Source organism: Bradyrhizobium sp. WSM2254, from assembly GCF_000472645.1.
Classification (GTDB): Bacteria; Pseudomonadota; Alphaproteobacteria; order Rhizobiales; family Xanthobacteraceae; genus Bradyrhizobium; species Bradyrhizobium niftali.
Map to the genome: position 1 here is coordinate 1 of NZ_AXAB01000036.1, position 22,467 is coordinate 22,467.

The window sequence follows — 22,467 nt, forward strand, 5'->3', positions numbered from 1 at the left end:
GGGCTTGCGGTGGACGCGGCAGCGTCGGGCACGAGAGGCGTGGGGCAGGGCGGATTGCTCTCCGTGAGCCCCAAGGCTTCGTGCGGACGAACGGCGCTGACAGGTTCGTCTCGCCAGCAGGTTTCCGGCTCCGTCGACAGGGCTGGAAAAACCGCGGCGAAATGGCGGGCCGTGCGTACGGCAAAACCGTGTGGTCCTGGCCGTCGTTGCTACGGTCAAGCTCTTGCGGAGGCGGCAGTCGCGTCAACCGGCGCGGCGTCGGTGAATTCCGCGAAGGCGAGGGAGGCCAAAAGGAACTCGGCTCCCGGGAGAGCACGGCATAAGCCGTCCAACCACTGCGCAGGGAGGGCCGAGTGATTGGCTACACCTGTATGCTGCTGTGCGGTTTCTCCTGCGTGTGCTTTTCGCGCAGCGGACCGCGGGTGCNAGGTCAGCACCCGGCCTTCCCTGCGCCCTCTTGGTTTAGAGGGTGGAGNGACGAAGCAAAGCTCGGGCGAAATGCGCCGCGAGGACGGGAAGGCGTGTCTGCAACCACACCCTCGCTGTCATCGCCCGGCTTGACCGGGCGATCCAGTACTCCGAGACGGCAGTGATGGAGCCGAGAGGCTGCGGCGTACTGGATTCCCCGCCTTCGCGGGGAATGACAGTGCGACTTGGAGAAGAAGCCGATGCACCTTGCTCCGTCATTGCGAGCGCAGCGACTTGTCCGCCGAAGCTTTAGCGAAGGCGGAAGCAATCCAGAATCCCGCCGCGGCGGCGGCACCTCGTTCTAACGCTGCGACACCTGCACGGGACGTCGCGGCATTTTGTCGTGCATTTGTGAAAATGCGTGATCAGCTTCCGGATGGGCGGAACATCACATCCGCGTTGAGGTTGCTGCGAAATCGTCCTGCTGCGCCGATGTGAATGTGCCGGAGCGATAGCTGCGCGCGTGGACAGCCGCCGGCAGATGTCCGATAATGCGTTCCGGAAATTGCGGGGCGCTGTGGCCTGCACTTGGACTCCGCGGAAGGAATGACCCGATGACACAGGCAGGCGCCTACGGACAGAGGCTCGGGCAGTTCCTGCGCTTGAAGGATGCGCCGCCCTCGCTGGTCACCCGCTCGCTGCGCAGCGCCGAGCTTGCGATCACCGAAACCCGGAATGACAACCCGGTGGCTGGCCTGTCCGGATCGCTCGCCGCCGAAGACGCCTTTCTCGTCAGCCTGAAGCTCCACGACTACCCGGATTGCGAGCTCTGGGAGCGCGGCAAATGCATCATGACCGCGGACGTCCATGCGGGGACGACCTATTTGTACGACCTCAAGCGCGATCCGCGCTACGTGATCGACAAGCCGTTCCACTCGCTGTTCTTCTACATTCCACGTTCGGCGCTCGACAGCATCGCCGAACAGTGCAACGCGCCGCGCGTTGACGAGCTCGACTGCCAGATCGGCGTTGGCCATGACGACCGAATCGTCCGCCACATCGGCGCGTCGCTGCAGGAGGGCCTGCGTCGGCCGGACGAGGCCAATCAGCTCTTCATCGATCACATGATGCTCGGGCTGACCGCCCATGTCGCCCAGACCTATGGCGGGCTCCAGCGCACGTCCGGGCTCGCGCGCGGCGGTCTCGCGCCATGGCAGGCGAAACGCGCCTGCGAGAGGCTCGAGTCGGACCTCGGCGGCAAGCTCTCGTTGCAGAGGATCGCGGCCGAGCTCGACCTTTCGGTCAGCCATTTCTCCCGCGCGTTTCGAATCTCGGTCGGTGTGCCGCCGCACCAATGGCTGCTTCAGCAGCGCGTGAAGGCCGCCAAGCAGTTGATGAGCGTCCGCGACCTGCCGCTGTCGGAGATCGCGATCTCGGCCGGCTTTGCCAACCAGAGTCACTTCACGCGCGTGTTCTCCTCGATCGTCGGCGTCAGCCCGGCCGCGTGGCGCCGCGAGTCGCTCGGCGCGTCGAACGGCGAGACGTGACGCCGGGCGCCTTCCGTCCTCAGCGGCGTTTCGCGAGTGAGATCGCGTAGGCGGCCCGCCGCGCCGCAAAGATCTCGTCCGGCGGATGACCGATGCCATCTGCGAGGTTGGCCGGATTGAAGATGGAGGCGTCGCAGGCCTCGTCCGGCTCGAAGCCGGTGATCACGATCGTGCCCAGGCGCACCTCTTCGCGATGATCCTCGTCCGGCCAGCGCATGGTCACGTCCAAGGTGGGGTCGCCGGGGCGGTCGAGCAGCGCCATCACGTTGAAGCGGACATTGCCCGCAGCGATCCGCGTGCCGAGATCGTCGTGCAGGAAGTCGGCCGGCTTCGTCCTGGCTTCGTCCTCGGTCAGCGTGATCTCGCCGCGGGCCGGGACGACCTTGAACTTGATGAAGCGCGTCTCGTTCTCCGCATTGGTCGCCGGAAAGGAATGCACGCCCCAATAGGTCGTGCCGGCAAAGCTTCCGGGCAGCGGACGTGCCGCGACGTAGTTCGCCTGGTTGAGCGTCTCGGGATTGGCCGCCGAGAAAGCCTTGACCTTCGCCATGTCCGGCTTGCCATCAGGTCCCGGGATGCGCGCCTCGAGGAAGGCCAGCATCTGGTCGAGCGTTCGAGCAAAGTGCACAGGCGCGCTTTCCGCGAGAATATCCGAGCGGTGATCGCCGTCGCCAAGCTTAAAGCTGAAGCCGCGCAGCACCAGATTGTTGGTGTCGGCTACGTTGGGATTGCCGCCGCCGACCGAGAAGCGCGCCAGCACGCGCGATGGCCTCGTGAAGCTCTGCGATCGGGTGACTTCTCCCGCCCGGTCCGACGGGGTGTAGGTACCGCGAACGCACCAGCCCTTGGCGAAGCTGGCGCGGACCTTTGGCGGGTTGCCGGCGACGGCCTTCAGGGCGTCGACGATGGAGGCGGGCGTTGCGGCATCGTTCGGGCTTCCGGCCATGGTGGATCTCTCGCATCTGCGAGTCGGATTCTAGCCGCGATGCGGACCCGCGATCTTTCCCAAAGCGGTCAGGTTTTGCCCGATCCTGCTCAAGACACATGCCCCGCGATGGCCCACGTGCCGATGCTCGCAATCGCCTGACCAATCAGGGAATGTCGGGTTGCGTCTCCGCCAGCGGTATCCAGCCGCCCTCGCCACGTTGGAAGAGCGGGCACCCGAAGACTGCGCGAACCGGAAGTGCCGTGGTCGAGGCCTGCCAGCGATTGGTTTGCTTCATCGCGACGACCATGCCGGCAATTTCGACGCCGACCTTCTGCAACAGGCGCACCGCCGCGAGCGCAGTCGCGCCGGTCGAGATCGCATCGTCGATCAGCACCACGCGGCGGCCCTCGGTCAGGGGCAGCAGGTTCGGATCGAGCCGCAGCTTTTTGCCGGCGTCGGGGCTGGTGATTGAACTCACGGGCTCGGACAGCGCGTCGTCGTACCAGAATTTGCGCGAATAGCCGAGCGGGACATAGCGTGGCTGTCCGAGCCGTTCGGCGACCTCTGATGCGAAGGCAAGACCAAGGGTCGGGAGCCCGACTACGATTTCGGCATCGAATGTGCGCGCCTGCGTCGCCATATGGTCCGCCAGCGCCGCGACAACGATATTTGAAGCTTGATTGGCAATGAGCGAGGCGACGGCGCGATCGCCATCGGGCAACTCGCGCAGCGGCAAGACGAGGACGCGGCCGCAGGGCAGGGTGGCGGGATACCCGAAGCGATAGGGGGGCGTCGCCGGGAAACGTGCAGGGATCTCCGGCGTCAGATCCTGCCAATAGCCCGTCGTAGCCTCGGTATAGGGTTCGCCTGCGGTCATGATGCCGGCATCAGACGCCTAACCCCCGAGGATTCGCCGGCAGGCGTCGACGAACACCTGCGCGCCCGTGACGATGTCGGCGTCCGCGGTGTTCTCGGTCCAGTGATGGCTGATGCCGCCGATCGACGGCACGAACAGCATTCCCGCGGGCATGACGGTCGCGAGCAATTGCGCGTCGTGGCCGGCGCCGCTGGGCATGCGGATGGACCGTCCGCCGGCGACGGCCTTGCTCGCAGCTTCGATCGCGTCCTGAAAACCGGAGTTCATCATGGCGGGAGCACCGGTCCGCAGTTTCTCCACGGTCACGGTACAGCGACCGCTCGCGTTGACCTCGTCCGCCATGGCCTTCAGCAATCCCTCCAGCCGCACAATGACCGCCGGGTTGTCGTCGCGGATCTGGAACAGCATTTCGGCGCCACCCGGAATGATGCTCGGCGCGCCCGGGTCGAGTGTGATGCGGCCCGTGGTCCAGACGGTGCGCGGACCGCACGCGGCCGGGAAGCGCTCGTCGATCGCAACGCAGAATTTGGCCAGCGCAAGGCCGGCATCCTTGCGTGCAGCCATGCGGGTGGTGCCGGCGTGGTTCTGCTCGCCAACGAAATTGATCTGGTACTGCCAGATGCCGACGATCGAGGTCACGACGCCGACCGCGAGCTGCCCGCTTTCGAGCGTATCACCCTGCTCGATATGCGCCTCCAGATATCCGACGTGCCGTCCCGGCTCGGCGGTGATGCGTGGGCGTCCGGCGAGCCCCATGTCGGCGAGCGCATCGCGCATGGTGCGGCCGCTGGTGCGGTCGCGCGCAGCATCGATATCGGCCTCGGTCACTTGCCCGACATAGGAGCGCGAGCCGAGGAAATGCCCGAAGTGTCCTTCCTCGTCGCACCAGGCGGCGACTTCGACCGCGCCCTGCACGGAGGGATCGGCATTGAGCACCCGCGCGGCCTCGAGCGCGTAGACGACACCGAGCGGACCATCGAGCCAGCCGGCGTAGTTCTGGCTTTCCAGGTGCGAGCCCGCCAGAAGCTTCGGGCCGGGCTTGGTGCTCGTCCCGAACACATTGCCGATGCCGTCAACAGCGGCGGAGAGACGCGCATCGGGCAGCTTCTGCACCAGCCAGTCCAGTGAAAGCTTGTGCGGCTCGGAGAAGGTCGGCTTGTGCACGCCGGTCTTGTAGGCGCCGATGGCGCGGAGCGCATTGAGGTCGGCGAGGACGCGCGCGCCGTCGAAGGATGGACGATTGTCAGGCATGTTCGGCAACCTTCAACGCCTCGGTACGGATTTCCTCGACCAGCCGTTCCTTGAGCTGGACGAATTCCGGCGTGGTCTTGATCTTGTAGGAGCGCGGATGCGGCAGGTCTATGGCAATCTCGGCCTTGATGCGGCCGGGGCGCGCGCTCATGACGACGACGCGGCTGCCGAGGAAGATCGCCTCCTCGATGTCGTGCGTCACGAACAGCACGGTCTTCTGGTCGCGCTCCCAGATCCCGAGCAGCATTTCCTGCATCAAGGCGCGGGTCTGGTTGTCCAGCGCGCCGAAGGGCTCGTCGAGCAGCAGAATCTTCGGATCATTGGCCAGCGCGCGGGCGATTGCCGTGCGCTGCTGCATGCCGCCTGAGAGCTGCTTCGGCCAGTGGTTCTCGAAGCCGGACAATCCGACCTGGCGGATGAAGGCGTCGGCGATCTTGTGCCGCTCGTCCTGCGACACACCGCGCTCGCGCAGGCCGAAGGCGATGTTCTCGCGCACGGTGAGCCAGGGAAACAGCGTGTAGGACTGGAACACCATGCCGCGATCCGCGCCCGGGCCGGTCACCTCGCGCCCGTCGAGCGTGACGCGCCCGCCGGTCGGCCGGTCGAGGCCGGCGACGATGCGAAGCAGCGTGGACTTGCCGCAGCCGGAGGGGCCGAGGATGGTGACGAAGTCGTTGTTGCCGATGGTGAGGTCGGTCGGCTCGAGCGCTCTCGTCGGCGCATTGCCGTGGCGCGCAGGGAAGGTCCGTGAGACCTGTTCGATCTTCAGCGTCGTCATGCGAGCTTCCACGGAAACAGCCAGGCGTTGAACGCCTTGAACAGGAAGTCGGAGACGAGGCCGATCAGCCCGATCACGATGATGCCGAAGATGATCTGGCCGGTGTTGAGCAGCGCCTGGCTGTCGGTGATCATGTGGCCGATGCCCGAGGACGAGCCGATCAGCTCGGCGACGATGACATAGGTCCAGGCCCAGCCCAGCACCAGCCGTAGGATCTCCGCGATCTCGGGCGCGGAGGAGGGCAGCAGCACACGGCGGATGATGCCGCGATCGCTGGCCCCGAGCGTATAGGCCGCTTCGACCAGATCGCGGCGCGTCGCGCCGACGGTCACCGCGACCATCAGGATCACCTGAAACACCGAGCCGATGAAGATGACGAGCAGCTTTTGCAGCTCGCCGATGCCGGCCCACAGGATCAACAGCGGGATGAAGGCGGAGGCGGGCAGGTAGCGTGCAAACGAGACGAACGGTTCGAGAAAGGCCTCGACCGGCTTGTAGGCGCCCATCAGCACACCGAACGGCACTGCAATGATCGCGGCGAGCGCGAAGCCGCCGACGACGCGCCAGATCGTCATGCCGATGTCGAACACGAAGCCTTGCTTCGTCAGCAGGTCGAAACCTTCCTGCACCATCGTCAACGGGTTGGCGAGAAAGGTCTTCGACACATGGCCGCCGAAGGTCGCCCACGACCAGAGGGCAACGAACAGTACGAAGAACGCGAGGCCATAGGCCACGCGCTGCCTCGATGTCACGGGATCCAGGGGACGCATCAAACTGTCTATCCGAATAGTCGATCAGGCGCCGGCTCCGCCTCCTGGCGGAACCGGCAGCTTGCAGAAGTTACTTGATGAAGCTGGCGTCGTAGAGGTCCTCGACCTTCGGCGCGGCCTTGATGATGCCGATCTCGAGCAGGAGCTCGGCCGCGTCCTTGTTGAAGGTCAGGAAGTCGCCAGTGAAGAACTTCTGGTTCGCGGCCTTGTCCTGCCAGCGCAGGTACTTCGCCGAGTTGCCGAACTGTTCGCCGGTCTGCTTCACGTCGGCGCCCATGATCTCATAGGCCTTGGCCTGGTCCTTGGCGATCATGTCGAGCGCCTCGAAATAGCTGTTGGCGAGCGCCTGCGCGGCCTTCGGATTCTCGCTCAGGAATTTCGGCGTGCAGCCAAACGTGTCCATCACGATCGGATAGTCCAGCGTAGTCGCGATGATCTTGCCTTTGTCGGGCGCGGCGCGCACGGTCGACAGATACGGCTCGTAGGTCATCGCGGCGTCGTTCTGGCCGGAGACGAAGGCCTGCGCCGCCGCGGCGGGCTCGAGATTCACCACGGTCACGTCCTTCGTGGTGAGGCCGTTCTTCTTGAGCATCCAGGCCAGCGCGAAATACGGCGAGGTGCCGGGCGCGGAGGCCGCAACCGTCTTGCCCTTCAGATCCTTGATCGCGGCGACGTCGTTGCGCACGGCCATGCCGTCGGCGCCATAGCTCTTGTCGAGCTGGAAGATCTGCTTGGTGGCGACGCCGTTGGCGTTCCAGGAGATCCAGGTCTCGACCGTGGTCGCCGCGCACTGGATGTCGCCGGAGGCAATCGCAAGGTGGCGGTCCTTCTGCGGGATCTTCTTGATCGTGACGTCGAGGCCGTTCTTCTTGAAGATGCCGGCTTCCTTCGCCAGCGTCAGCGGCGCGAAGCCGGTCCATCCGGAGATGCCGACGCCGACCTTGACGTCGTCGGCGAGCACCGGAGTGGAGGCCGCAAGGGCAATGATTGTCACGAATACTTTCGAATTACGCATGATTGTCGTCCTCTTGCCGATCGATGGATTGACGTCCTGTTGATCTGTTCGTGTCGGTCCATGCAGACCGTTGCCCGAAGCGTTGCACGAATTGTGCCGACATTGGTCTCTCAGCCCCCCTTGAATCGGGCGACAAGGCGGTGAGAGTCACCGGGATAGAGCAGCCGCACCGCGGTGATCGTGCGTGTGCTGCGCCAGGTGTAGCGGTCGATCACGAGGCAGGGCGCGCCGACGGCGATGTCGAGCGCCTGCGCCGCGCGATCGTCCGCAACGATGGCGCTGATCGTGTGCTCGGCCTCTGTCCATGGGACATGGTGAAGCAGCCACGAGCCCGGCGGTTCGCGCGAGAAGTCCGCGGTCGCAGCATTCGGCACGGATGAGAGATCGATCAGCCTGTCCTCGACGGCAAACGGCACGTTGTCGGCGCTGTGGCGGCAGGCGATCGCGACTACCTTGCCGGCCTTCTTCACCCCGAGACGGTCACGGTCGGCGGCGGTCGCCATGCGCAGCTTGCGATGGATCAGCTCGTAGCCGTAAGCGCGGCCGAGTGCGGTGATCTCGGCGCGGATATCGGCGATCTTGAGCACCGCCGACTGATGCTGCGGCCGGCGCACGAAGGAGCCGGCGCGCCGCCGCCGCTCGATCAGATCGGCTTGCGCGAGTTCCGACAGCGCCTTGTTTACGGTCATGCGCGAGCAGCCGTAGCGTGCCACCAGCTCGTGCTCGAACGGAATGCGATGACCCGGCGGCCACTCGCCGGTCAAGATGCGCTTCTCGATATCGGCGCGGATGCGCTTGTAGAGCGTCGGCTGGTCCGCGCCGTCTGTAGCGAGGCTCATGCGAGGAGGCTCCGCACCGATGCGTTGAAGCGCTCGCGCGCGGCCTGACGCAGCCGGTGCCGTCCGCCCTCGACGACCTTGTCGCCGCCGGCCCAGACGCAATCGATCGCGCCGCTGCCTGCCGCAAAGATCCAGCCGTCGATGGCCGCATCGCCCTGACGCCCCGCGAGCGACGGATGCGCGGAGTCGAGCGTGACGATGTCGGCACGCGCGCCCGACGTAAGACCGACGGTCGGCTGCGCAAGTGCCTGCGAGCCGCCGGCGAGGGCTTGATCGAACAGCGTGCGTCCGGTCGAGGCGCCCGCGCCGCCGGAGAGCACGTTGCGCTGGCGATGCTTCAGCCGCTGGCCGTATTCGAGCTGGCGCAGCTCGTCGGCGACACCGACCAGGACATTGGAATCGGTGCCGACGCCGAACCGGCCGCCGGTATCGAGGAATTCGCGGGCTGGAAAAATGCCGTCGCCGAGGCTCGCTTCGGTGATAGGGCAGAGGCCGGCAACCGCGCCTGTCTTGGCGAGCGCGGTGACCTCCTCGTTCGTCGTGTGGGTTGCGTGGATGAGGCACCAGCGTTGATCGACCGGTGCGTGCTCCAGCAGCCATTGCACCGGGCGCCGGCTCGACCAGGCCAGGCAATCCTCGACTTCCTTGACCTGCTCTGCGGCGTGAATGTGCACAGGGCCGCCGTCGGCGAGCGGAATGATCGCCGCGAGCTCGTCCGGCGCCACCGCGCGCAAACTGTGCGGCGCGATGCCGATATTGGCTCCTGGCAATGCTGCGATCGCTTTACGCGACGCAGCCATCAGCGCGGCGAACCGATCGACCGAGCAGATGAAGCGGCGTTGGCCGGCATGTGGTGCCGCGCCCCCAAAAGAGCCATGCGCATAAAAACTCGGCAGCAGCGTCAGCGCAATACCCGAGGCTTCGGCAGCCTGTGCAATGCGCGTGGCCATTTCGGCGAGGTCGGCGTAGGGCGAGCCGTCGCGATCGTGATGCAAATAATGGAATTCGCCGACGCGGGTAAAACCCTGCTCCAGCATCTCGACATAAAGCAGCGTTGCGACGGCCGCGACATCGTCCGGCGTCATCGCCAGCGCAAAGCGATACATCGTCTCGCGCCAGGTCCAGAACGTGTCGGTCGAGTCGCCGCGTTGTTCCGCAAGTCCCGCCATGCCGCGCTGGAAGGCGTGGCTGTGCAGGCTTGCCAGCCCCGGAAGCGCGATTTGGTGACGCTCGTCGCCGGCGGCGGGCGCCACGCCCGCTGTCACCGCCGCGATCGCGCCGGCGGTGATCACCACCTGCACGTCATTGGCCCAGCCCGAGGGCAGGAGCGCGGAGGCGAAATGCAGTCGGGTCATGATTACACGCCGGCTGGACAGAACCGACTTACGATTATATGTCTAGACATATAAGTCAAGCATCCCAGGGCGCAGGGACATCCGCGAAGGGACAGTTGCATGGCAGAGCGCTTCGACCGGATCTGGCACAATGCCCGCCTCGCCACGATGCGGGCCGATCGCCCCGATCTCGGCGAGATCGAGCATGGCGTGATTGCCGCGCGCGGCGGCCACATCGTCTATGCGGGTGCGGCGGCGGACTTTCCGGCTGACGCCGATGCCATCAAGCGGACCGATTGCGCGGGACGCTGGATCACGCCGGGCCTCGTCGACTGCCACACCCATCTCGTCTATGGCGGTAACCGCGCGCAGGAGTTCGAGCTGCGTCTGAAGGGTGCAAGCTACGAGGAGATCGCGCGCGCCGGCGGCGGCATCGTCTCGACGGTGGCCGCGACGCGCAAGGCGAGCGAGGCCGAACTCGTCGCAAGCGCGCTGCCGCGGCTCGATGCGCTGATGGGTGAGGGCGCCACCACGGTCGAGATCAAGTCGGGTTACGGCCTCGATGCCGAGACCGAGATGCGGCAGCTCGCGGCTGCGCGCAGCCTCAGCCGCCAGCGGCCGGTTGCGATCCGCACGTCCTTCCTCGGCGCCCATGCGCTGCCGCCCGAGGCCGATGGTGACAAGGATCGCTACATCGATTTCGTCTGCAAGGAGATGCTGCCCGCGGTCGCAAAGGCCGGCCTTGCCGATGCCGTCGATGCCTTCATGGAGGGCATTGCGTTCTCGGCCGAGCAGACCGCGCGGGTGTTCGAGACGGCGAGGGGACTCGGGCTGCCAGTCAAGCTCCATGCCGACCAATTGTCGAACCTCGGCGGTGCTGCGCTCGCGGCAAAATTCTCCGCGCTGTCGGCCGATCATCTCGAGCATACCGATGAAGCAGGTGCGGCCGCGATGGCCAAGGCCGGAACGGTGGCCGTGCTGCTGCCCGGCGCCTTCTATTTCATTCGCGAGACACAAAAGCCGCCGGTCGAGGCGTTCCGCAAGCACGGCGTTCACATGGCGCTCGCAACCGACTGCAATCCCGGCAGCTCGCCGCTGACCTCGCTGCTGCTGGCGATGAACATGGGGGCGACGTTGTTCCGGATGACGGTGGCCGAATGCCTCGCCGGCGTCACCCGCGAAGGCGCGCGGGCGCTCGGCCTGCTCCAGGAGACCGGTACGTTAGAGGCCGGCAAATGGTGCGATCTCGCGATCTGGGATATCGAGCGTCCCGCCGAGCTCGTCTATCGCATCGGCTTCAATCCGCTGCACCGCCGGGTATGGAGGGGACAGTGACGGACCAGGGCGCCGCGATCGTCGTCAAACCGGGAACGGTCAGCCTGGACGATCTCGCGCGCGTGCTTACCGGACAGCCCGTCGTGCTCGATCCGTCGTTCTGGCCGCGTGTCGAGGCGGCCGCGGCGATCGTCGCCAAGGCGGCGCGAGCAGACGCCCCCGTCTACGGCATCAATACCGGCTTCGGAAAGCTCGCCTCGAAGCGCATCCCGCCCGACCAGACCGCGCTGCTCCAGCGCAACCTCATCGTCTCGCATTGCTGCGGTGTCGGTCCGGCGACGCCGGAGCCGATCGTGCGGCTGATGATGGCGCTGAAGATCGTCTCGCTGGGGCGCGGCGCCTCTGGCGTTCGCCGCGAGGTGATCGAGCAGTTGCAGGGAATGCTGGCGCGGGGTGTCTGTCCGCTGGTGCCGCAGCAGGGCTCGGTCGGTGCCTCCGGTGACCTCGCGCCGCTCGCGCACATGACGGCCGTCATGATCGGCGAGGGGCAGGCGATTGTCGACGGCAAGACCGTGTCGGGTGGCGAGGCTCTCGCTGCCGCCGGGCTTGCGCCGCTGACGCTCGGCCCCAAGGAAGGGCTCGCGCTGATCAACGGAACGCAGTTTTCGACCGCCTATGCCATTTCGGGCGTGCTGCGCGCGTTTCATCTGGCCCGCGCAGCGCTCGTCACTGGCGCGCTGTCGGTCGATGCGGCAATGGCCTCCACGGCGCCGTTCCGCCCAGAAATCCAGGCGCTGCGCGGCCATGCCGGGCAGATCGCCGCGGCCGCGACACTAACTGCGCTGCTCGACGGCAGCGACATCCGCCTGTCGCATCTCGAAGGCGACGAACGTGTGCAGGATCCCTATTGTCTGCGCTGCCAGCCGCAGGTCGCAGGTGCCGCGCTCGATCTGATCATGCAGGCTGCGCGAACCCTGATCGTCGAGGCCAATGCCGTCACCGACAACCCGCTCGTCCTGGTCGAAACCGGCGAGATCGTCTCCGGCGGCAATTTCCACGCCGAGCCCGTGGCGTTTGCGGCCGATACACTCGCGCTGGCGCTGTCGGAGATCGGCGCGATCAGCGAGCGGCGCATCGCGACGCTGGTAGATCCCGCGCTGAACTTCGGTCTGCCGCCGTTCCTCACGCCCGATCCCGGCATCAATTCCGGCTTCATGATCGCCGAGGTCACGGCGGCCGCGCTCTATGCCGAAAACAAGCAGCGTGCGCTCGCCTGCTCGATCGATTCGACGCCAACCAGCGCCAACCAGGAAGATCACGTGTCGATGGCCGCGCATGCCGCACGGCGCCTCGCCGATATGGCGGACAATCTCGCCGCCATCCTCGGCATCGAGCTCCTGGTCGCCGCGCAAGGCATTACGCTGCGCGCGCCGCATGCGACCAGCGCGCCGCTCGTCGCCGTCATCGCCGCGCTTCGCGAACAGGTGCCCGCGCTCGGTGCCGACCGCTACATGGCCGGCGACCTCGCCAAGGCAGCCGCACTCGTCGAGGCCGACGCGCTGCCGGCGGCTGCGATCGGCGTGCTCTCATCTGATCCATTTCCGAGACTTGCCTGAAGAGGTGTTCCGCATGAACCGCCGACTGGACAACGACCGCACCATCCGCGCGCCCCGTGGCAGCGACATCAGCGCCAAGAGCTGGCTAACGGAAGCCCCCTTGCGCATGCTGATGAACAATCTCGATCCTGATGTCGCGGAGCGCCCGAGCGAACTCGTCGTCTATGGCGGCATCGGCCGTGCCGCGCGCGACTGGGAGAGCTTTGACCGGATCACGGCGGCGTTGCGCAAGCTCGAAGACGACGAGACGTTGCTGATCCAGTCCGGCAAGCCGGTCGGCGTCTTCCGTACCCACGCCGATGCTCCGCGCGTGCTGATCGCGAATTCCAACATCGTGCCGCATTGGGCGACGCTCGACCATTTCAACGAGCTCGACCGCAAGGGCCTGATGATGTACGGCCAGATGACGGCCGGCTCCTGGATCTATATCGGCAGCCAGGGCATCGTGCAGGGCACTTACGAGACCTTCGTCGAGGTCGGCCGTCGCCATTATGGCGGCAGCCTGGCGGGCAAATGGATCCTCACCGCCGGCCTTGGCGGCATGGGCGGCGCGCAGCCGCTGGCCGCGACCATGGCCGGCGCCTCGATGCTCGCGGTTGAATGCCAGCCGAGCCGCATCGAGATGCGGCTGCGCACCGGCTATCTCGATCGCCAGGCCACAACGCTCGACGAAGCGCTCGCGATCATGGCCGATGCTGCCAAGACGCAGAAGGCGGTCTCGGTCGGCCTGCTTGGCAATGCCGCGGAGATTTTTCCGGAGCTGGTGCGTCGCGGCGTCAAGCCCGACATCGTCACCGACCAGACCAGCGCCCATGATCCGATCAACGGCTATCTCCCCAAAGGCTGGACGCTCGCCGAATGGGAGGCAAGACGCGCCTCCGATCCGAAGGCAGTCGAGCGCGCGTCGAAGACCTCGATGGTCGAGCATGTTCAGGCCATGCTGGACTTCCACGCGCAAGGGATTCCCACGCTCGACTATGGCAACAACATTCGCCAGATGGCGCAGGATATGGGCCTGAAGAACGCCTTCGATTTCCCCGGCTTCGTTCCCGCCTATATCCGCCCTCTGTTCTGCCGCGGCGTCGGGCCGTTCCGCTGGGCCGCGCTGTCGGGCGATCCCGAGGACATCTTCAAGACCGACGCCAAGGTCAAGGAGTTGATGCCTGACGACAAGCATCTGCACAACTGGCTCGACATGGCCAAGGAGCGCATCAAATTCCAGGGCCTGCCGGCTCGGATTTGCTGGGTCGGCCTCGGCGATCGTCACCGGCTCGGCCTTGCCTTCAACGAGATGGTGGCGCGCGGCGAACTCAAGGCGCCGGTCGTGATCGGCCGCGACCATCTCGACAGCGGCTCAGTGGCAAGCCCGAACCGCGAGACCGAGGCCATGAAGGACGGATCGGATGCGGTGTCCGACTGGCCGTTGCTCAATGCGCTGCTCAATTGCGCCAGCGGCGCGACCTGGGTGTCGCTGCATCATGGCGGCGGCGTCGGCATCGGCTATTCCCAGCATGCCGGCATGGTGATCGTCGCTGATGGCACGCCGGAAGCTGCAAAGCGCATCGAGCGCGTACTCTGGAACGATCCGGCCACCGGCGTCATGCGCCATGCGGACGCAGGCTACGAGACCGCGATCGACTGCGCCCGCGCCAGCGGGCTCGATCTGCCGAGCCTGGCGAAGTAGCCGCGCCTCAGGCCAGGACCTTGGTCCCGTGCGTCGCTCCGTCGAGGCGCTGCCATTCCTTCGTAAGGTAGTCGTCGATCGCATCGCGCGGCATGGGTTTTGCGAAATAATAGCCCTGAATGTAGTCGCAGCCGAGCCGGCGCAGGCTGTCGAGCTGGGCGCGGGTCTCGACGCCCTCGACGACACAGGCGATCTCCATGTCGTCGCACAGGCCCGTGAGCGACTTGATGATCTTGTGGCTGACCGGATTTTCGTTGATGTCGGCGACGAAGCTGCGGTCGACCTTGATCTTGTCGAGCGGCAGCCGGTGCACGTGGCTCAGCGAGGAATAGCCGGTGCCGAAATCGTCGAGCGAAATGCCGCAGCCCATCGCCTTCAGCGCGGCGATCGACTGCTGAGCGCGCACGAAGTCGAAGGTGACAGCGGTCTCGGTGATCTCGAAATCGATCCGGCGCGTCGGCACGCCGCTCTTCTCGATGATGGTGATCAACGGCAGGATGCCTTCGGGCGAGCAGATGTCGTGGGCGGAGAGATTGAACGACAGGCAGAGATCGTCGGGCCAGGTCTTCGCAGTCGCCAGCGCGCGCACGAGCAGCGCCTGCGTCAGCGGCCGGATCAGGCCGATGCGCTCGGCGGCGGGGATGAAATCAGCCGGTGAGACCTGGCCGAGGCGAGGGCTGTGCCAGCGCGCCAGGGCCTCGAAGCCTGCGGTGTGCTCGCTCATGGCATCGACGATCGGCTGGAACACCAGCTCCATCTCGGTATCGAAGTCGGAGGTGCGCAGCAGGTTCTCGATGACGCCGCGGCTGCGAATCTCGGCCTCCAGCTCGCTCGAGAAGATCACGGTGCGGCCGCGCAGGTGGCGCTTGGCGTGATAGAGCGAATAGTCGGCGCATTCATAGAGCGCTTCCGCGGTCGTCGCCGAATGCGGGAACAGGGCGAAGCCGATCGAGCACGACAGCCCGGTATGGGCGGTGTCGAGCTGGTAGGGCAGCTTGACCAGGTCGCCGATCCGCTGGCCGAGCCGCATCAGATCGTCGTCGTCGGGATCGCCGCACACCACGAGGCCGAACTCGTCGCCGCCGAGCCGCGCGAACTCGACGCGGTGCGGGCCGAAACCTTCGCAGACCTCGCGGATGCGCCGGCCCGCCTCGATCAGGACGCGGTCGCCGACGCTGTGGCCGTAGTTGTCGTTGATCGGCTTGAAGCCGTCGAGGTCGATGATCCCGACCGCGACACGAACATTCCTGCGCTCGGCATCGGCAAAGGCGCTCGACAGTTCGGCGAAGAAGCGGCGGCGGTTCGGCAGCTCGGTGAGGGAATCGAGGTTTGCGAGGCGGAAGTTCTCGTCCGAAAGCGCCTGGGTGGCCGCCTGCTGCGCCAGCAGCGACTTGCGGCTCGACACGAGATCGGCAAAGTCGCGGTAATAGATGAACAGCACCGTCACCATCGCGCCGGAGACGAGCAGGTTGTTGACCGCGATCGCCTTCAATGTCGGCTCGCCCGTGGCGAAGAAGAACAGCACATAGGGTACGTCGACGATCAGCGTCACGATCAGCGCCGCCGAGCGCAGGTGCATCAGCGAGAAGATGCAGCCGATCACGGTCACCGCCATGTAGAAGGCGACCTGACTCTTGGCGAAGGGATCGCCGTACGGGTAGAGCGCGAAGGACCAGGCCGTGAAGCCTGCGCCGATCGGCACGGTCAGCCAGTTGGTGGCGCGCAGATTGCGCAGGATGTCGGCGTCGCTGCGCACGAGGTGACGCTGGCGCAGCCACCAGTAGGTCCGGAGCGCGGCGAGCACGGTCAGCACGCTCGGCACGATCATCGTCAGCCAGTCCGGCGCCACGTTCACATACGTATAGGCGACCGCGATCGTGTTGCTCATGAGGATGAAGTAGAGCAGCGGGATCTGCTTGGAGAAGGCGTCGAACTGCGCGCGCGTCAGATCCGGGCTGTCGGCCGGCACGCGAAACAGCTGCATGGCGGCCGCAAAGTGTGATTTCAAATCGACAGCAGGCATTGCAATACGCGCCCCGGATCCCTTCAAAACGCGGAGGATCTTGCATGGCGGGGGTAAAGGGCGCGTTAGATCGGGTTCCCGGCGAAAGCCAGCGCAGGTTGCACGCTACCGCAGATTTTCCGGCCGCGTGCATTGGTGAGGCGGCGTTAACGATATCCAGCGGCGGAGGCGGGTGTCTCGGGCACTGTTCGTCCGCAATCGCCGCAGCTACGATCTGTTAACCATGCGCGTCGGTGACGGCGCGGTGCAGATGATTGCCGCGCGATCAGCCGACCCACGCGATTCACCTCTCCCCCGCGGGAGGAGAGGCGAGAGTGCGCACGGCCGCTATTTCTTCTCCAGTGCCGCGGTCTGCTTGGTGAGCTGCTTGTCGAAATCCTCCGACAGGCCGGTCGCGTAGGTCACGATCTCGCCCGGCTTGACGAACGGGTTCGCCGCGCCCTCTTTCATCTCGGCGCGCTTGGCCTGCATGCCATAGACTTCCGGATGCGGCCCGAGCAGCACGTCGATCTTCATCGCCTTGGCCTTGGCGAAGGTCGCGCGGTAGTCGTCGACGATGCCGGGATAGGTCGGCTGGCCGACCAGCCGGTTCAGCGCCACCGTGCCGCTACAGAAGAACAGCACCTCGCGGTTCTCCTTGCCGTCCTTGATGGTCAACTTCCAGCTCGTGCAGCCCGGCGAATGGCCGGGCGTCGCATGCGCCGTCAGCGTGGTGTCGCCGAGCGTGACCTTGTCGCCTTCGTTCACCGCGCGATCGACCTTCACCGCGGGGAAGGTGAGGTCCTCGTTCTTCTCGTCGCCCGGATAATAGCCGCCTTCGAGCAGCGGCTTGTCGCGCTCGCCGGCGATCAGCTGCGCACCGGTCTCCTTCTTGATCTCGGCGAAGCCGCCGGTGTGGTCGAGATGCGCGTGCGTGTTGAGGATGATCTTGATGTCGGCAACCTTGAAGCCAAGCTTCGCGATGTTGTCCTTGATCATGCCGGTGGACTGGGGCATCGCCGTGTCCATCAGGATCAGGCCCTGCGATGTCTTGATGACATAGACGGCAATGCCGTCGGTTCCGACATAGTAGATGTTGTCGATGAGCTGGAACGGCTCGAACGGCGCCGTCCACTTCTTCATGGCCACTGCCAGAAAGTCCTTGATGGTTTGCGCCTGCGCGCCAGTCGAGAGCAGGGTCAGAGCACACAGCGCGGCCGTCAGCCTTCTCATAGTTTACCTCCCACAGTGTTCTTGTCGTTTTGGTCCGGCGCGGGCGTTGTGGCCCGAACGGTGCGCAAGTTACGTCGTGGCTGGCGTTCAGGGCAACTCCATGTGTCCCCAAAAATTCATGGGCCGAGCGGGAATATCGGCGCGTTTGGTGAAAGCGGAGCGCGAGCCTATCGCCCGATCGTGACGCCGGCGGTCGAGCGCATGGCGTCCCGGAGGCTTCTCGCGTTCATGTCGTCGAGGACCTGCCGCGTCAGCACGGTGGTCTGGCCCGGCGTGTTCAGGATCGTCTCGCCGCGCGAGGACGAGAGCCGGTCGGCCTTGTAGGGGGCGGCCGGATCGGTGGCGGGCGCATGGCGCGGCCGCTTGCTGGAAGCGGCAAAGGCTCCCTGCGAGAGGCAGAGGGCGACGATCACGATCAATCGCAATGATTTTGTGGGCATGCGAGCTCCCATGTCCAGGACATCAGCCTAGCATATGGCGAGCGTCGTCGTTGACGAAAAGGTCAGGCGAGAGCGGCCTGGCGTTCCCGCACCGGCTCGCGGACCCGGTCCGGCTTCCCAGGCTCGGCGAGCCGGGTAAAGCTGCGATGGCTCGCCTGTGCGGGCGCCTCGACGATGACGCCCTCGCAGACGATCTGCCCGCCCAGCATCCTGAACTCGAGCTTGTCGTAGCGCGGCATCGTCTCGCCGGGCGCGGGCGGCAGCAGCTCGACACGGCCCTGGATGTTCAGCGTGGCATCGCCGGTGCCGTGAAGCCGCGGATTCCACATCCTGATCCCGGTCTCCGCCCAGCGCTGCCGGATCAGCTCCGCGCGATCGGCGGGTTCAGTCGCCCTTGCGCGAACTTTCGGTGAGCTGCGGATCTCTGGTGTGGGAGACACAGGGATCGGTTCCGGCGCGATGTCCGCGACGCCGCCGGAGGTGTCGGCAGAAGCGTCCGTGGCGACCGCTGTGACCGGTGCGGGATCGCTTGCAAGGACCGGCTCGATCTCAATGGCGACGTCCGCGGATGATCCGCTGTCGATGCTCACGGCAGGGATGTCAGCCGCAGCGACTTCGATGTCGGCGAGGGCGACTTGCGGGTCGTCTACGATGGCCGGCTCGATATCGACGAGGACGTCTGAGGATGGCTCGTGGCTGACGACGAGGTCGAGCATAGCAACCGGAGCGGTCTCGCCATCGTCAGACGAGACGGGTGGCCCCGTGACGACGGGCTCAACGTCGGTCGCGAGCTCGCGAGCTGGACTGCAGCTGACGGCGAGCTCGGGAATGTCGACCGGCGCGCTATCGATGGCGACAGGCTGGACTGAGGCCTCTTCCGTGCCGACCGCCTCGACGCTCGTCGGGAGTTCCGCAGGCAGGTCGTTGCCGGCGGTGAGTTCAGGAACATCAACGGGCGCAGTCTCCACGTCGACAGGCGAGACGTCGACAGGCGAGACCGAAGCCTCCTCCACGACGGCCGGCTCGGCATCCGCCAGCATCGCCGGAGATGAATCGTTGCTGAGGCCGGTAGTCTGTGTCTGCGCCGCCGGGTTCTCCGCGATGACGGAGATCGCGGTGTCGTCCTCGGCGACCGGCGCCGCGACCGAGACTCCCGCGTCGTTGAGCAGTGGATTAGCGTTGATGCTGATGTCGGGAGTGCGCGCGGCTTCTGCAACGTCGACGGCGATGGCAGGCGAATCATTCGTGGCGATCGGCGAAACGTCGATGCTGCCGCCGTGCGGCAAGGGCCGAAGCCTCGTAAACGCCCATTTCACCGCAGGAATGCGGCGCAGCAACGATATCAGTCTCGAAAGCACTGGGAGTTGTCCAAGAGGTACTCGGCGTGAGGCAATCGCTGATTCGCCAGCAATGTAAAAAACTGCCCCGGCCGTCACACCGATGTCAATCTAGGTAGGACCAATTGCAGAACATCTGCGCGTCGCTCGCGAGAGAAGCTGCGATCGTCATGAGGCCACGTTGTGGACGTTCACAGTGCAACTGCACGGAACGCGGACACGCGCCGCGAGGCACCTCGCCAAGGGCGCGTTGCACCAAACGTCGGGGTTCCCTGCGCCGCTCCGTCGAGGGTAGTTTTGGAACATCCGGCATCTGGTGTAAGGACGACGCATGAAAAAAATAGTCGCCATCGGAGCGGTTCTGCTCTGGTCCACCATCGCATTCGCGCAGGATCGCACCATCACCGTGGCCTCGACGACGTCGACGGAACAGTCGGGCCTGTTCGGCTATTTGCTGCCACTGTTCTCGAAGGCCGAGGGCATCGGCGTGAAGGTCGTTGCCGTCGGCACCGGCCAGGCGCTGGATATCGGGCGGCGAGGTGATGCCGACGTGGTGTTCGTCCATGACAGGCCCGCTGAAGACCAGTTCATGTCCGAAGGGCAGGGCGTGAAGCGTTTCGACGTCATGTACAACGACTTCGTCATCGTCGGGCCGAAGAGCGATCCGGCGCAGATTGCCGGCGGCAAGGACGTCGCTGATGCGCTGCGCAAGATCGCGGCAGCCAAGGCACCGTTCATCTCGCGCGGCGACAAGTCCGGCACGCACGCGGCCGAGCTGAGATTGTGGAAAGAGGCGGGCGTCGATCTCGGTGCCGGCAAGGACAGCTGGTATCGCGAGATCGGCCAGGGCATGGGACCTGCGCTGAACATGGCCTCGTCCTCGAACGCCTATCTTCTGTCGGATCGTGGCACCTGGCTGTCGTTCAAGAACCGCGGCGAGCTCGCCGTCCTGACCGAGGGCGACAAGCGGCTCTTCAACCAGTACGGCGTCATGCTGGTGAATCCGGCAAGGCATTCGAACGTGAAGGCGCAGGATGGGCAGGCCTTCATCGACTGGCTGGTCTCCCCGAAGGGACAGCAGGCGATTGCCGGCTACAAGGTCGGCGGCGAGCAGCTATTTTTCCCCAACGCGGCCAACTAGCAAGAACGCGACGGTCGACACCGCCACACTGAGCGCGAGCAGGATCAGCCCGAGCCCCAGCGCCAGTGGCAGGTCGCCCTTGCTGGTTTCCAGCGCGATGGCGGTCGTCATCGTGCGCGTGAAGCCACGGATGTTGCCGCCGACGACGATGATGGCGCCGACCTCGGCGATGGCGCGCCCGAAGGCCGCGAGAAAGGCCGTCAGCAGCGAGGTCCGTCCCAGCGCGAACAGGAGCCCCATGCTGCGCAGGAACGACAGCCCGTCGATCCGCGCCAGATCGCCATACTCCGCCCAGAGCAGGCTCGCAGGCCGATGCACCAGCGCCACCACGATCGGTGTCGCGAGCAGCGTCTGCGCAATCACCATGGCCGCCGGCGTGAACAGCAGGCCGGCCGCCCCGAGCGGGCCGGACCGTGACAGCAGCAGATAGAGCGCGAGCCCGACCACGACCGGCGGCAGGCCGAGCAGCGCATTGGTCAGCACGATGATGATTTGACGTCCGCGGAAACGGGTGATCGCAAACAAGGCCCCTAGCGGTGCACCGATCAGGAGCGCGGCGATGCTCGCGGTCAGGCTGACACGCACCGACAAGGCGACGATGCCCAGAAGCTCGGAATCGGCCTCGCCGATCAGTGCGAAGGCGGCCCCCACGGATCGTGCGAAGTCGTTCATCCGCGCCTGAACTTCAGCGGCCGGGCAGAGGCCTCCGGGGCGTCGATGTCGAGGCTGCAAAAGCGCGTCACGGGCTGGTCCCTGCAGGTTTCGTTATGTGGAGCAAAAGCAGCGAGGCACCGCCGCCATGGGAGGCGACGCACAGAATACCCGGCAGGAGCGTTTTGAAAACCCGCTTCATCCGGCCGCGAATGCCGCAGCTGCGGGATCGGGCGTCAGGATGCGAGCGGCCGGGCGTCCCGCTTCGCCGGGGCACCGCCCCACAGCCACCCTGCGAGCGGAACGGCGAGAATTGCCCCGGCGATCTGCGCAGCGATGAAGGCCGGCACGCCCTGCGGGGCGATCCCTGCGAAGGTATCGGACAGCGACCTGGCGATGGTGACCGCCGGATTGGCAAAGGACGTCGAGGCCGTGAACCAGTAGGCCGAGGTGATGTACAGGCCGACCGCGTAAGGAACGGCGGCGGGCGTTCGAGACGCGACGCCGAGGATCGTCAACAGCAAACCGAAGGTCGCCACGGCCTCGGCGAGCCATTGTCCGGCTCCCGAGCGCTGCGTCAGCGAAAGCTGGAGGAGTGGAAGCTCGAACATCAGATGCGCGATCCACACACCGATGATTGCGCCGGAGATCTGTGCGGCGATGTAGATCGCCGCGTCCCTCCAGGTTGTTTCGCCGCGCAGGGCGAAGGCCAGCGTCACCGCCGGATTGAAATGGGCGCCCGACATGGGGGCGAAGGTGAGGATCAGCGCGACCAGGATGGCGCCGGTGGCGATCGTGTTGCACAGGAGCGCGAGCGCGACGTTTCCACCCGAGAGCTTCGCGGCCATGATCCCCGAGCCGACCACCGCGGCCAGCAGGAACGCGGTCCCGAGCCACTCGGCGAAGGCGCGCTGCGCGAGCCCCGGCATCAGGCGCCGCGGTCCAGCCGGACGCGCTCGCCGTCTTCCTTGACGAATTCCCCCTGCTGCGCCGGCAGGAGATCCAGCACGAGCTCGGAGGGGCGGCAGAGCTTGACGCCTTTCGGCGTCACCACGATCGGCCTGTTGATCAGGATGGGATGCGCCATCATCGCGTCGAGAAGCTGATCGTCGGTCAGCGCCGCGTTGCCGAGCCCGAGCTCGGCATAGGGCGTGCCCTTTTCGCGAAGCAGCGCGCGCACGGGCAGTCCCATGCGCGCGATGAGTTGTTGCAACAGCGCCCGCGATGGCGGCGTCTTCAGATACTCGATCACATGCGGTTCGATGCCGGCGCTCCGGATCATCGCGAGCGTGTTGCGCGAGGTGCCGCAAGCGGGATTATGGTAGATGATCGCATCCATGA

At 65.8% G+C, this 22,467-nt stretch carries 20 protein-coding genes; 5 read left to right on the forward strand and 15 right to left on the reverse strand.

What is annotated here, in order from left to right; translation table 11 throughout:
* Positions 1–1,022 precede the first annotated feature (1,022 nt).
* Positions 1,023–1,955 carry an AraC family transcriptional regulator gene (locus A3M7_RS0125345; RefSeq protein ID WP_027546427.1) on the forward strand — a complete coding sequence of 311 codons (933 nt, stop codon included), beginning with the start codon at positions 1,023–1,025 and terminating at the stop codon, positions 1,953–1,955.
* Positions 1,956–1,974: 19 nt separating this feature from the next.
* Here the strand turns inward: A3M7_RS0125345 and A3M7_RS0125350 are convergent, their stop codons facing one another.
* The 8 genes from A3M7_RS0125350 to A3M7_RS0125385 all read right to left on the reverse strand — a co-directional run bounded on the left by A3M7_RS0125350 (position 1,975) and on the right by A3M7_RS0125385 (position 9,768).
* Positions 1,975–2,901: a catalase family peroxidase gene (locus tag A3M7_RS0125350; RefSeq protein ID WP_027546428.1), complete on the reverse strand. Its 927-nt coding sequence runs from the start codon at positions 2,899–2,901 to the stop codon at positions 1,975–1,977.
* 145 nt (positions 2,902–3,046) lie between these two features.
* The gene (locus A3M7_RS0125355; RefSeq protein WP_027546429.1) at positions 3,047–3,760 is read right to left on the reverse strand and encodes a phosphoribosyltransferase; all 714 of its coding nucleotides are present in this window, start codon (positions 3,758–3,760) and stop codon (positions 3,047–3,049) included.
* A gap of 18 nt (positions 3,761–3,778) precedes the next feature.
* The gene (locus A3M7_RS0125360) at positions 3,779–5,011 is read right to left on the reverse strand and encodes a Zn-dependent hydrolase (RefSeq protein ID WP_027546430.1); all 1,233 of its coding nucleotides are present in this window, start codon (positions 5,009–5,011) and stop codon (positions 3,779–3,781) included.
* The gene (locus A3M7_RS0125365; RefSeq protein WP_027546431.1) at positions 5,004–5,789 is read right to left on the reverse strand and encodes an ABC transporter ATP-binding protein; all 786 of its coding nucleotides are present in this window, start codon (positions 5,787–5,789) and stop codon (positions 5,004–5,006) included. The genes A3M7_RS0125360 and A3M7_RS0125365 overlap by 8 nt, the downstream gene beginning before the upstream one ends.
* Positions 5,786–6,559: an ABC transporter permease gene (locus tag A3M7_RS0125370; protein ID WP_027546432.1), complete on the reverse strand. Its 774-nt coding sequence runs from the start codon at positions 6,557–6,559 to the stop codon at positions 5,786–5,788. The genes A3M7_RS0125365 and A3M7_RS0125370 overlap by 4 nt, the downstream gene beginning before the upstream one ends.
* Positions 6,560–6,629: 70 nt before the next feature.
* Positions 6,630–7,574: an ABC transporter substrate-binding protein gene (locus A3M7_RS0125375; RefSeq protein ID WP_027546433.1), complete on the reverse strand. Its 945-nt coding sequence runs from the start codon at positions 7,572–7,574 to the stop codon at positions 6,630–6,632.
* Positions 7,575–7,684: 110 nt separating this feature from the next.
* Positions 7,685–8,413 (reverse strand): histidine utilization repressor, encoded by a 729-nt coding sequence (hutC, locus tag A3M7_RS0125380; RefSeq protein ID WP_027546434.1) that lies wholly within the window; start codon positions 8,411–8,413, stop codon positions 7,685–7,687.
* Positions 8,410–9,768, reverse strand: coding sequence for a formimidoylglutamate deiminase (locus tag A3M7_RS0125385; RefSeq protein ID WP_027546435.1), 1,359 nt, complete (start codon positions 9,766–9,768; stop codon positions 8,410–8,412). The genes hutC and A3M7_RS0125385 overlap by 4 nt, the downstream gene beginning before the upstream one ends.
* Before the next feature lie 99 nt (positions 9,769–9,867).
* Here A3M7_RS0125385 and hutI point away from each other — a divergent pair, with 99 nt between their 5' ends.
* From hutI to hutU, 3 genes are read left to right on the forward strand one after another with little or no spacing between them, the layout of a single operon-like run.
* Complete coding sequence (hutI, locus tag A3M7_RS0125390) at positions 9,868–11,082, forward strand: imidazolonepropionase (RefSeq protein WP_027546436.1); 1,215 nt, start codon at positions 9,868–9,870, stop codon at positions 11,080–11,082.
* Positions 11,079–12,638: a histidine ammonia-lyase gene (gene hutH, locus A3M7_RS0125395; RefSeq protein WP_027546437.1), complete on the forward strand. Its 1,560-nt coding sequence runs from the start codon at positions 11,079–11,081 to the stop codon at positions 12,636–12,638. The genes hutI and hutH overlap by 4 nt, the downstream gene beginning before the upstream one ends.
* A gap of 13 nt (positions 12,639–12,651) precedes the next feature.
* Entirely contained in the window at positions 12,652–14,322 is a 1,671-nt protein-coding gene (hutU, locus tag A3M7_RS0125400; protein ID WP_027546438.1) for a urocanate hydratase, read from the forward strand.
* Positions 14,323–14,329: 7 nt separating this feature from the next.
* Here the strand turns inward: hutU and A3M7_RS0125405 are convergent, their stop codons facing one another.
* The 4 genes from A3M7_RS0125405 to A3M7_RS0125420 all read right to left on the reverse strand — a co-directional run bounded on the left by A3M7_RS0125405 (position 14,330) and on the right by A3M7_RS0125420 (position 19,355).
* Entirely contained in the window at positions 14,330–16,345 is a 2,016-nt protein-coding gene (locus A3M7_RS0125405; RefSeq protein WP_027546439.1) for a bifunctional diguanylate cyclase/phosphodiesterase, read from the reverse strand.
* Positions 16,346–16,672: 327 nt separating this feature from the next.
* Positions 16,673–17,557, reverse strand: coding sequence for a BJP family subclass B3 metallo-beta-lactamase (gene blaBJP, locus A3M7_RS0125410; protein ID WP_027546440.1), 885 nt, complete (start codon positions 17,555–17,557; stop codon positions 16,673–16,675).
* Between the two features lie 167 nt (positions 17,558–17,724).
* Complete coding sequence (locus tag A3M7_RS0125415) at positions 17,725–17,997, reverse strand: TonB-dependent receptor plug domain-containing protein (RefSeq protein WP_027546441.1); 273 nt, start codon at positions 17,995–17,997, stop codon at positions 17,725–17,727.
* 62 nt (positions 17,998–18,059) lie between these two features.
* Complete coding sequence (locus A3M7_RS0125420) at positions 18,060–19,355, reverse strand: hypothetical protein (protein ID WP_245284322.1); 1,296 nt, start codon at positions 19,353–19,355, stop codon at positions 18,060–18,062.
* Between the two features lie 310 nt (positions 19,356–19,665).
* Here A3M7_RS0125420 and A3M7_RS0125425 point away from each other — a divergent pair, with 310 nt between their 5' ends.
* Positions 19,666–20,475, forward strand: coding sequence for a substrate-binding domain-containing protein (locus A3M7_RS0125425; RefSeq protein ID WP_027546443.1), 810 nt, complete (start codon positions 19,666–19,668; stop codon positions 20,473–20,475).
* Here A3M7_RS0125425 and A3M7_RS0125430 read toward each other — a convergent pair.
* The 3 genes from A3M7_RS0125430 to arsC form a co-directional block, all read right to left on the reverse strand.
* Positions 20,449–21,147: an ABC transporter permease gene (locus A3M7_RS0125430; RefSeq protein WP_027546444.1), complete on the reverse strand. Its 699-nt coding sequence runs from the start codon at positions 21,145–21,147 to the stop codon at positions 20,449–20,451. The two genes, A3M7_RS0125425 and A3M7_RS0125430, sit on opposite strands and share 27 nt — an antisense overlap.
* Positions 21,148–21,362: 215 nt before the next feature.
* Positions 21,363–22,055: an MIP/aquaporin family protein gene (locus A3M7_RS0125435; RefSeq protein WP_027546445.1), complete on the reverse strand. Its 693-nt coding sequence runs from the start codon at positions 22,053–22,055 to the stop codon at positions 21,363–21,365.
* Complete coding sequence (gene arsC, locus A3M7_RS0125440) at positions 22,055–22,465, reverse strand: arsenate reductase (glutaredoxin) (protein WP_027546446.1); 411 nt, start codon at positions 22,463–22,465, stop codon at positions 22,055–22,057. The genes A3M7_RS0125435 and arsC overlap by 1 nt, the downstream gene beginning before the upstream one ends.
* Positions 22,466–22,467: the final 2 nt, after the last annotated feature.

Bases quoted from the DNA above. Each gene is read 5' to 3' on its own strand.
- A3M7_RS0125355 (WP_027546429.1), bottom strand. From the start codon at position 3,760: ATGACCGCAGGCGAACCCTATACCGAGGCTACGACGGGCTATTGGCAG.
- A3M7_RS0125435 (WP_027546445.1), bottom strand. From the start codon at position 22,055: ATGCCGGGGCTCGCGCAGCGCGCCTTCGCCGAGTGGCTCGGGACCGCG.
- A3M7_RS0125360 (WP_027546430.1), bottom strand. From the start codon at position 5,011: ATGCCTGACAATCGTCCATCCTTCGACGGCGCGCGCGTCCTCGCCGAC.
- A3M7_RS0125430 (WP_027546444.1), bottom strand. From the start codon at position 21,147: ATGAACGACTTCGCACGATCCGTGGGGGCCGCCTTCGCACTGATCGGC.
- A3M7_RS0125365 (WP_027546431.1), bottom strand. From the start codon at position 5,789: ATGACGACGCTGAAGATCGAACAGGTCTCACGGACCTTCCCTGCGCGC.
- A3M7_RS0125370 (WP_027546432.1), bottom strand. From the start codon at position 6,559: ATGCGTCCCCTGGATCCCGTGACATCGAGGCAGCGCGTGGCCTATGGC.
- hutU (WP_027546438.1), top strand. From the start codon at position 12,652: ATGAACCGCCGACTGGACAACGACCGCACCATCCGCGCGCCCCGTGGC.
- hutC (WP_027546434.1), bottom strand. From the start codon at position 8,413: ATGAGCCTCGCTACAGACGGCGCGGACCAGCCGACGCTCTACAAGCGC.
- A3M7_RS0125350 (WP_027546428.1), bottom strand. From the start codon at position 2,901: ATGGCCGGAAGCCCGAACGATGCCGCAACGCCCGCCTCCATCGTCGAC.
- A3M7_RS0125405 (WP_027546439.1), bottom strand. From the start codon at position 16,345: ATGCCTGCTGTCGATTTGAAATCACACTTTGCGGCCGCCATGCAGCTG.
- A3M7_RS0125375 (WP_027546433.1), bottom strand. From the start codon at position 7,574: ATGCGTAATTCGAAAGTATTCGTGACAATCATTGCCCTTGCGGCCTCC.
- arsC (WP_027546446.1), bottom strand. From the start codon at position 22,465: ATGGATGCGATCATCTACCATAATCCCGCTTGCGGCACCTCGCGCAAC.
- A3M7_RS0125385 (WP_027546435.1), bottom strand. From the start codon at position 9,768: ATGACCCGACTGCATTTCGCCTCCGCGCTCCTGCCCTCGGGCTGGGCC.
- A3M7_RS0125345 (WP_027546427.1), top strand. From the start codon at position 1,023: ATGACACAGGCAGGCGCCTACGGACAGAGGCTCGGGCAGTTCCTGCGC.
- hutI (WP_027546436.1), top strand. From the start codon at position 9,868: ATGGCAGAGCGCTTCGACCGGATCTGGCACAATGCCCGCCTCGCCACG.
- A3M7_RS0125415 (WP_027546441.1), bottom strand. From the start codon at position 17,997: ATGCCCACAAAATCATTGCGATTGATCGTGATCGTCGCCCTCTGCCTC.
- blaBJP (WP_027546440.1), bottom strand. From the start codon at position 17,557: ATGAGAAGGCTGACGGCCGCGCTGTGTGCTCTGACCCTGCTCTCGACT.
- A3M7_RS0125425 (WP_027546443.1), top strand. From the start codon at position 19,666: ATGAAAAAAATAGTCGCCATCGGAGCGGTTCTGCTCTGGTCCACCATC.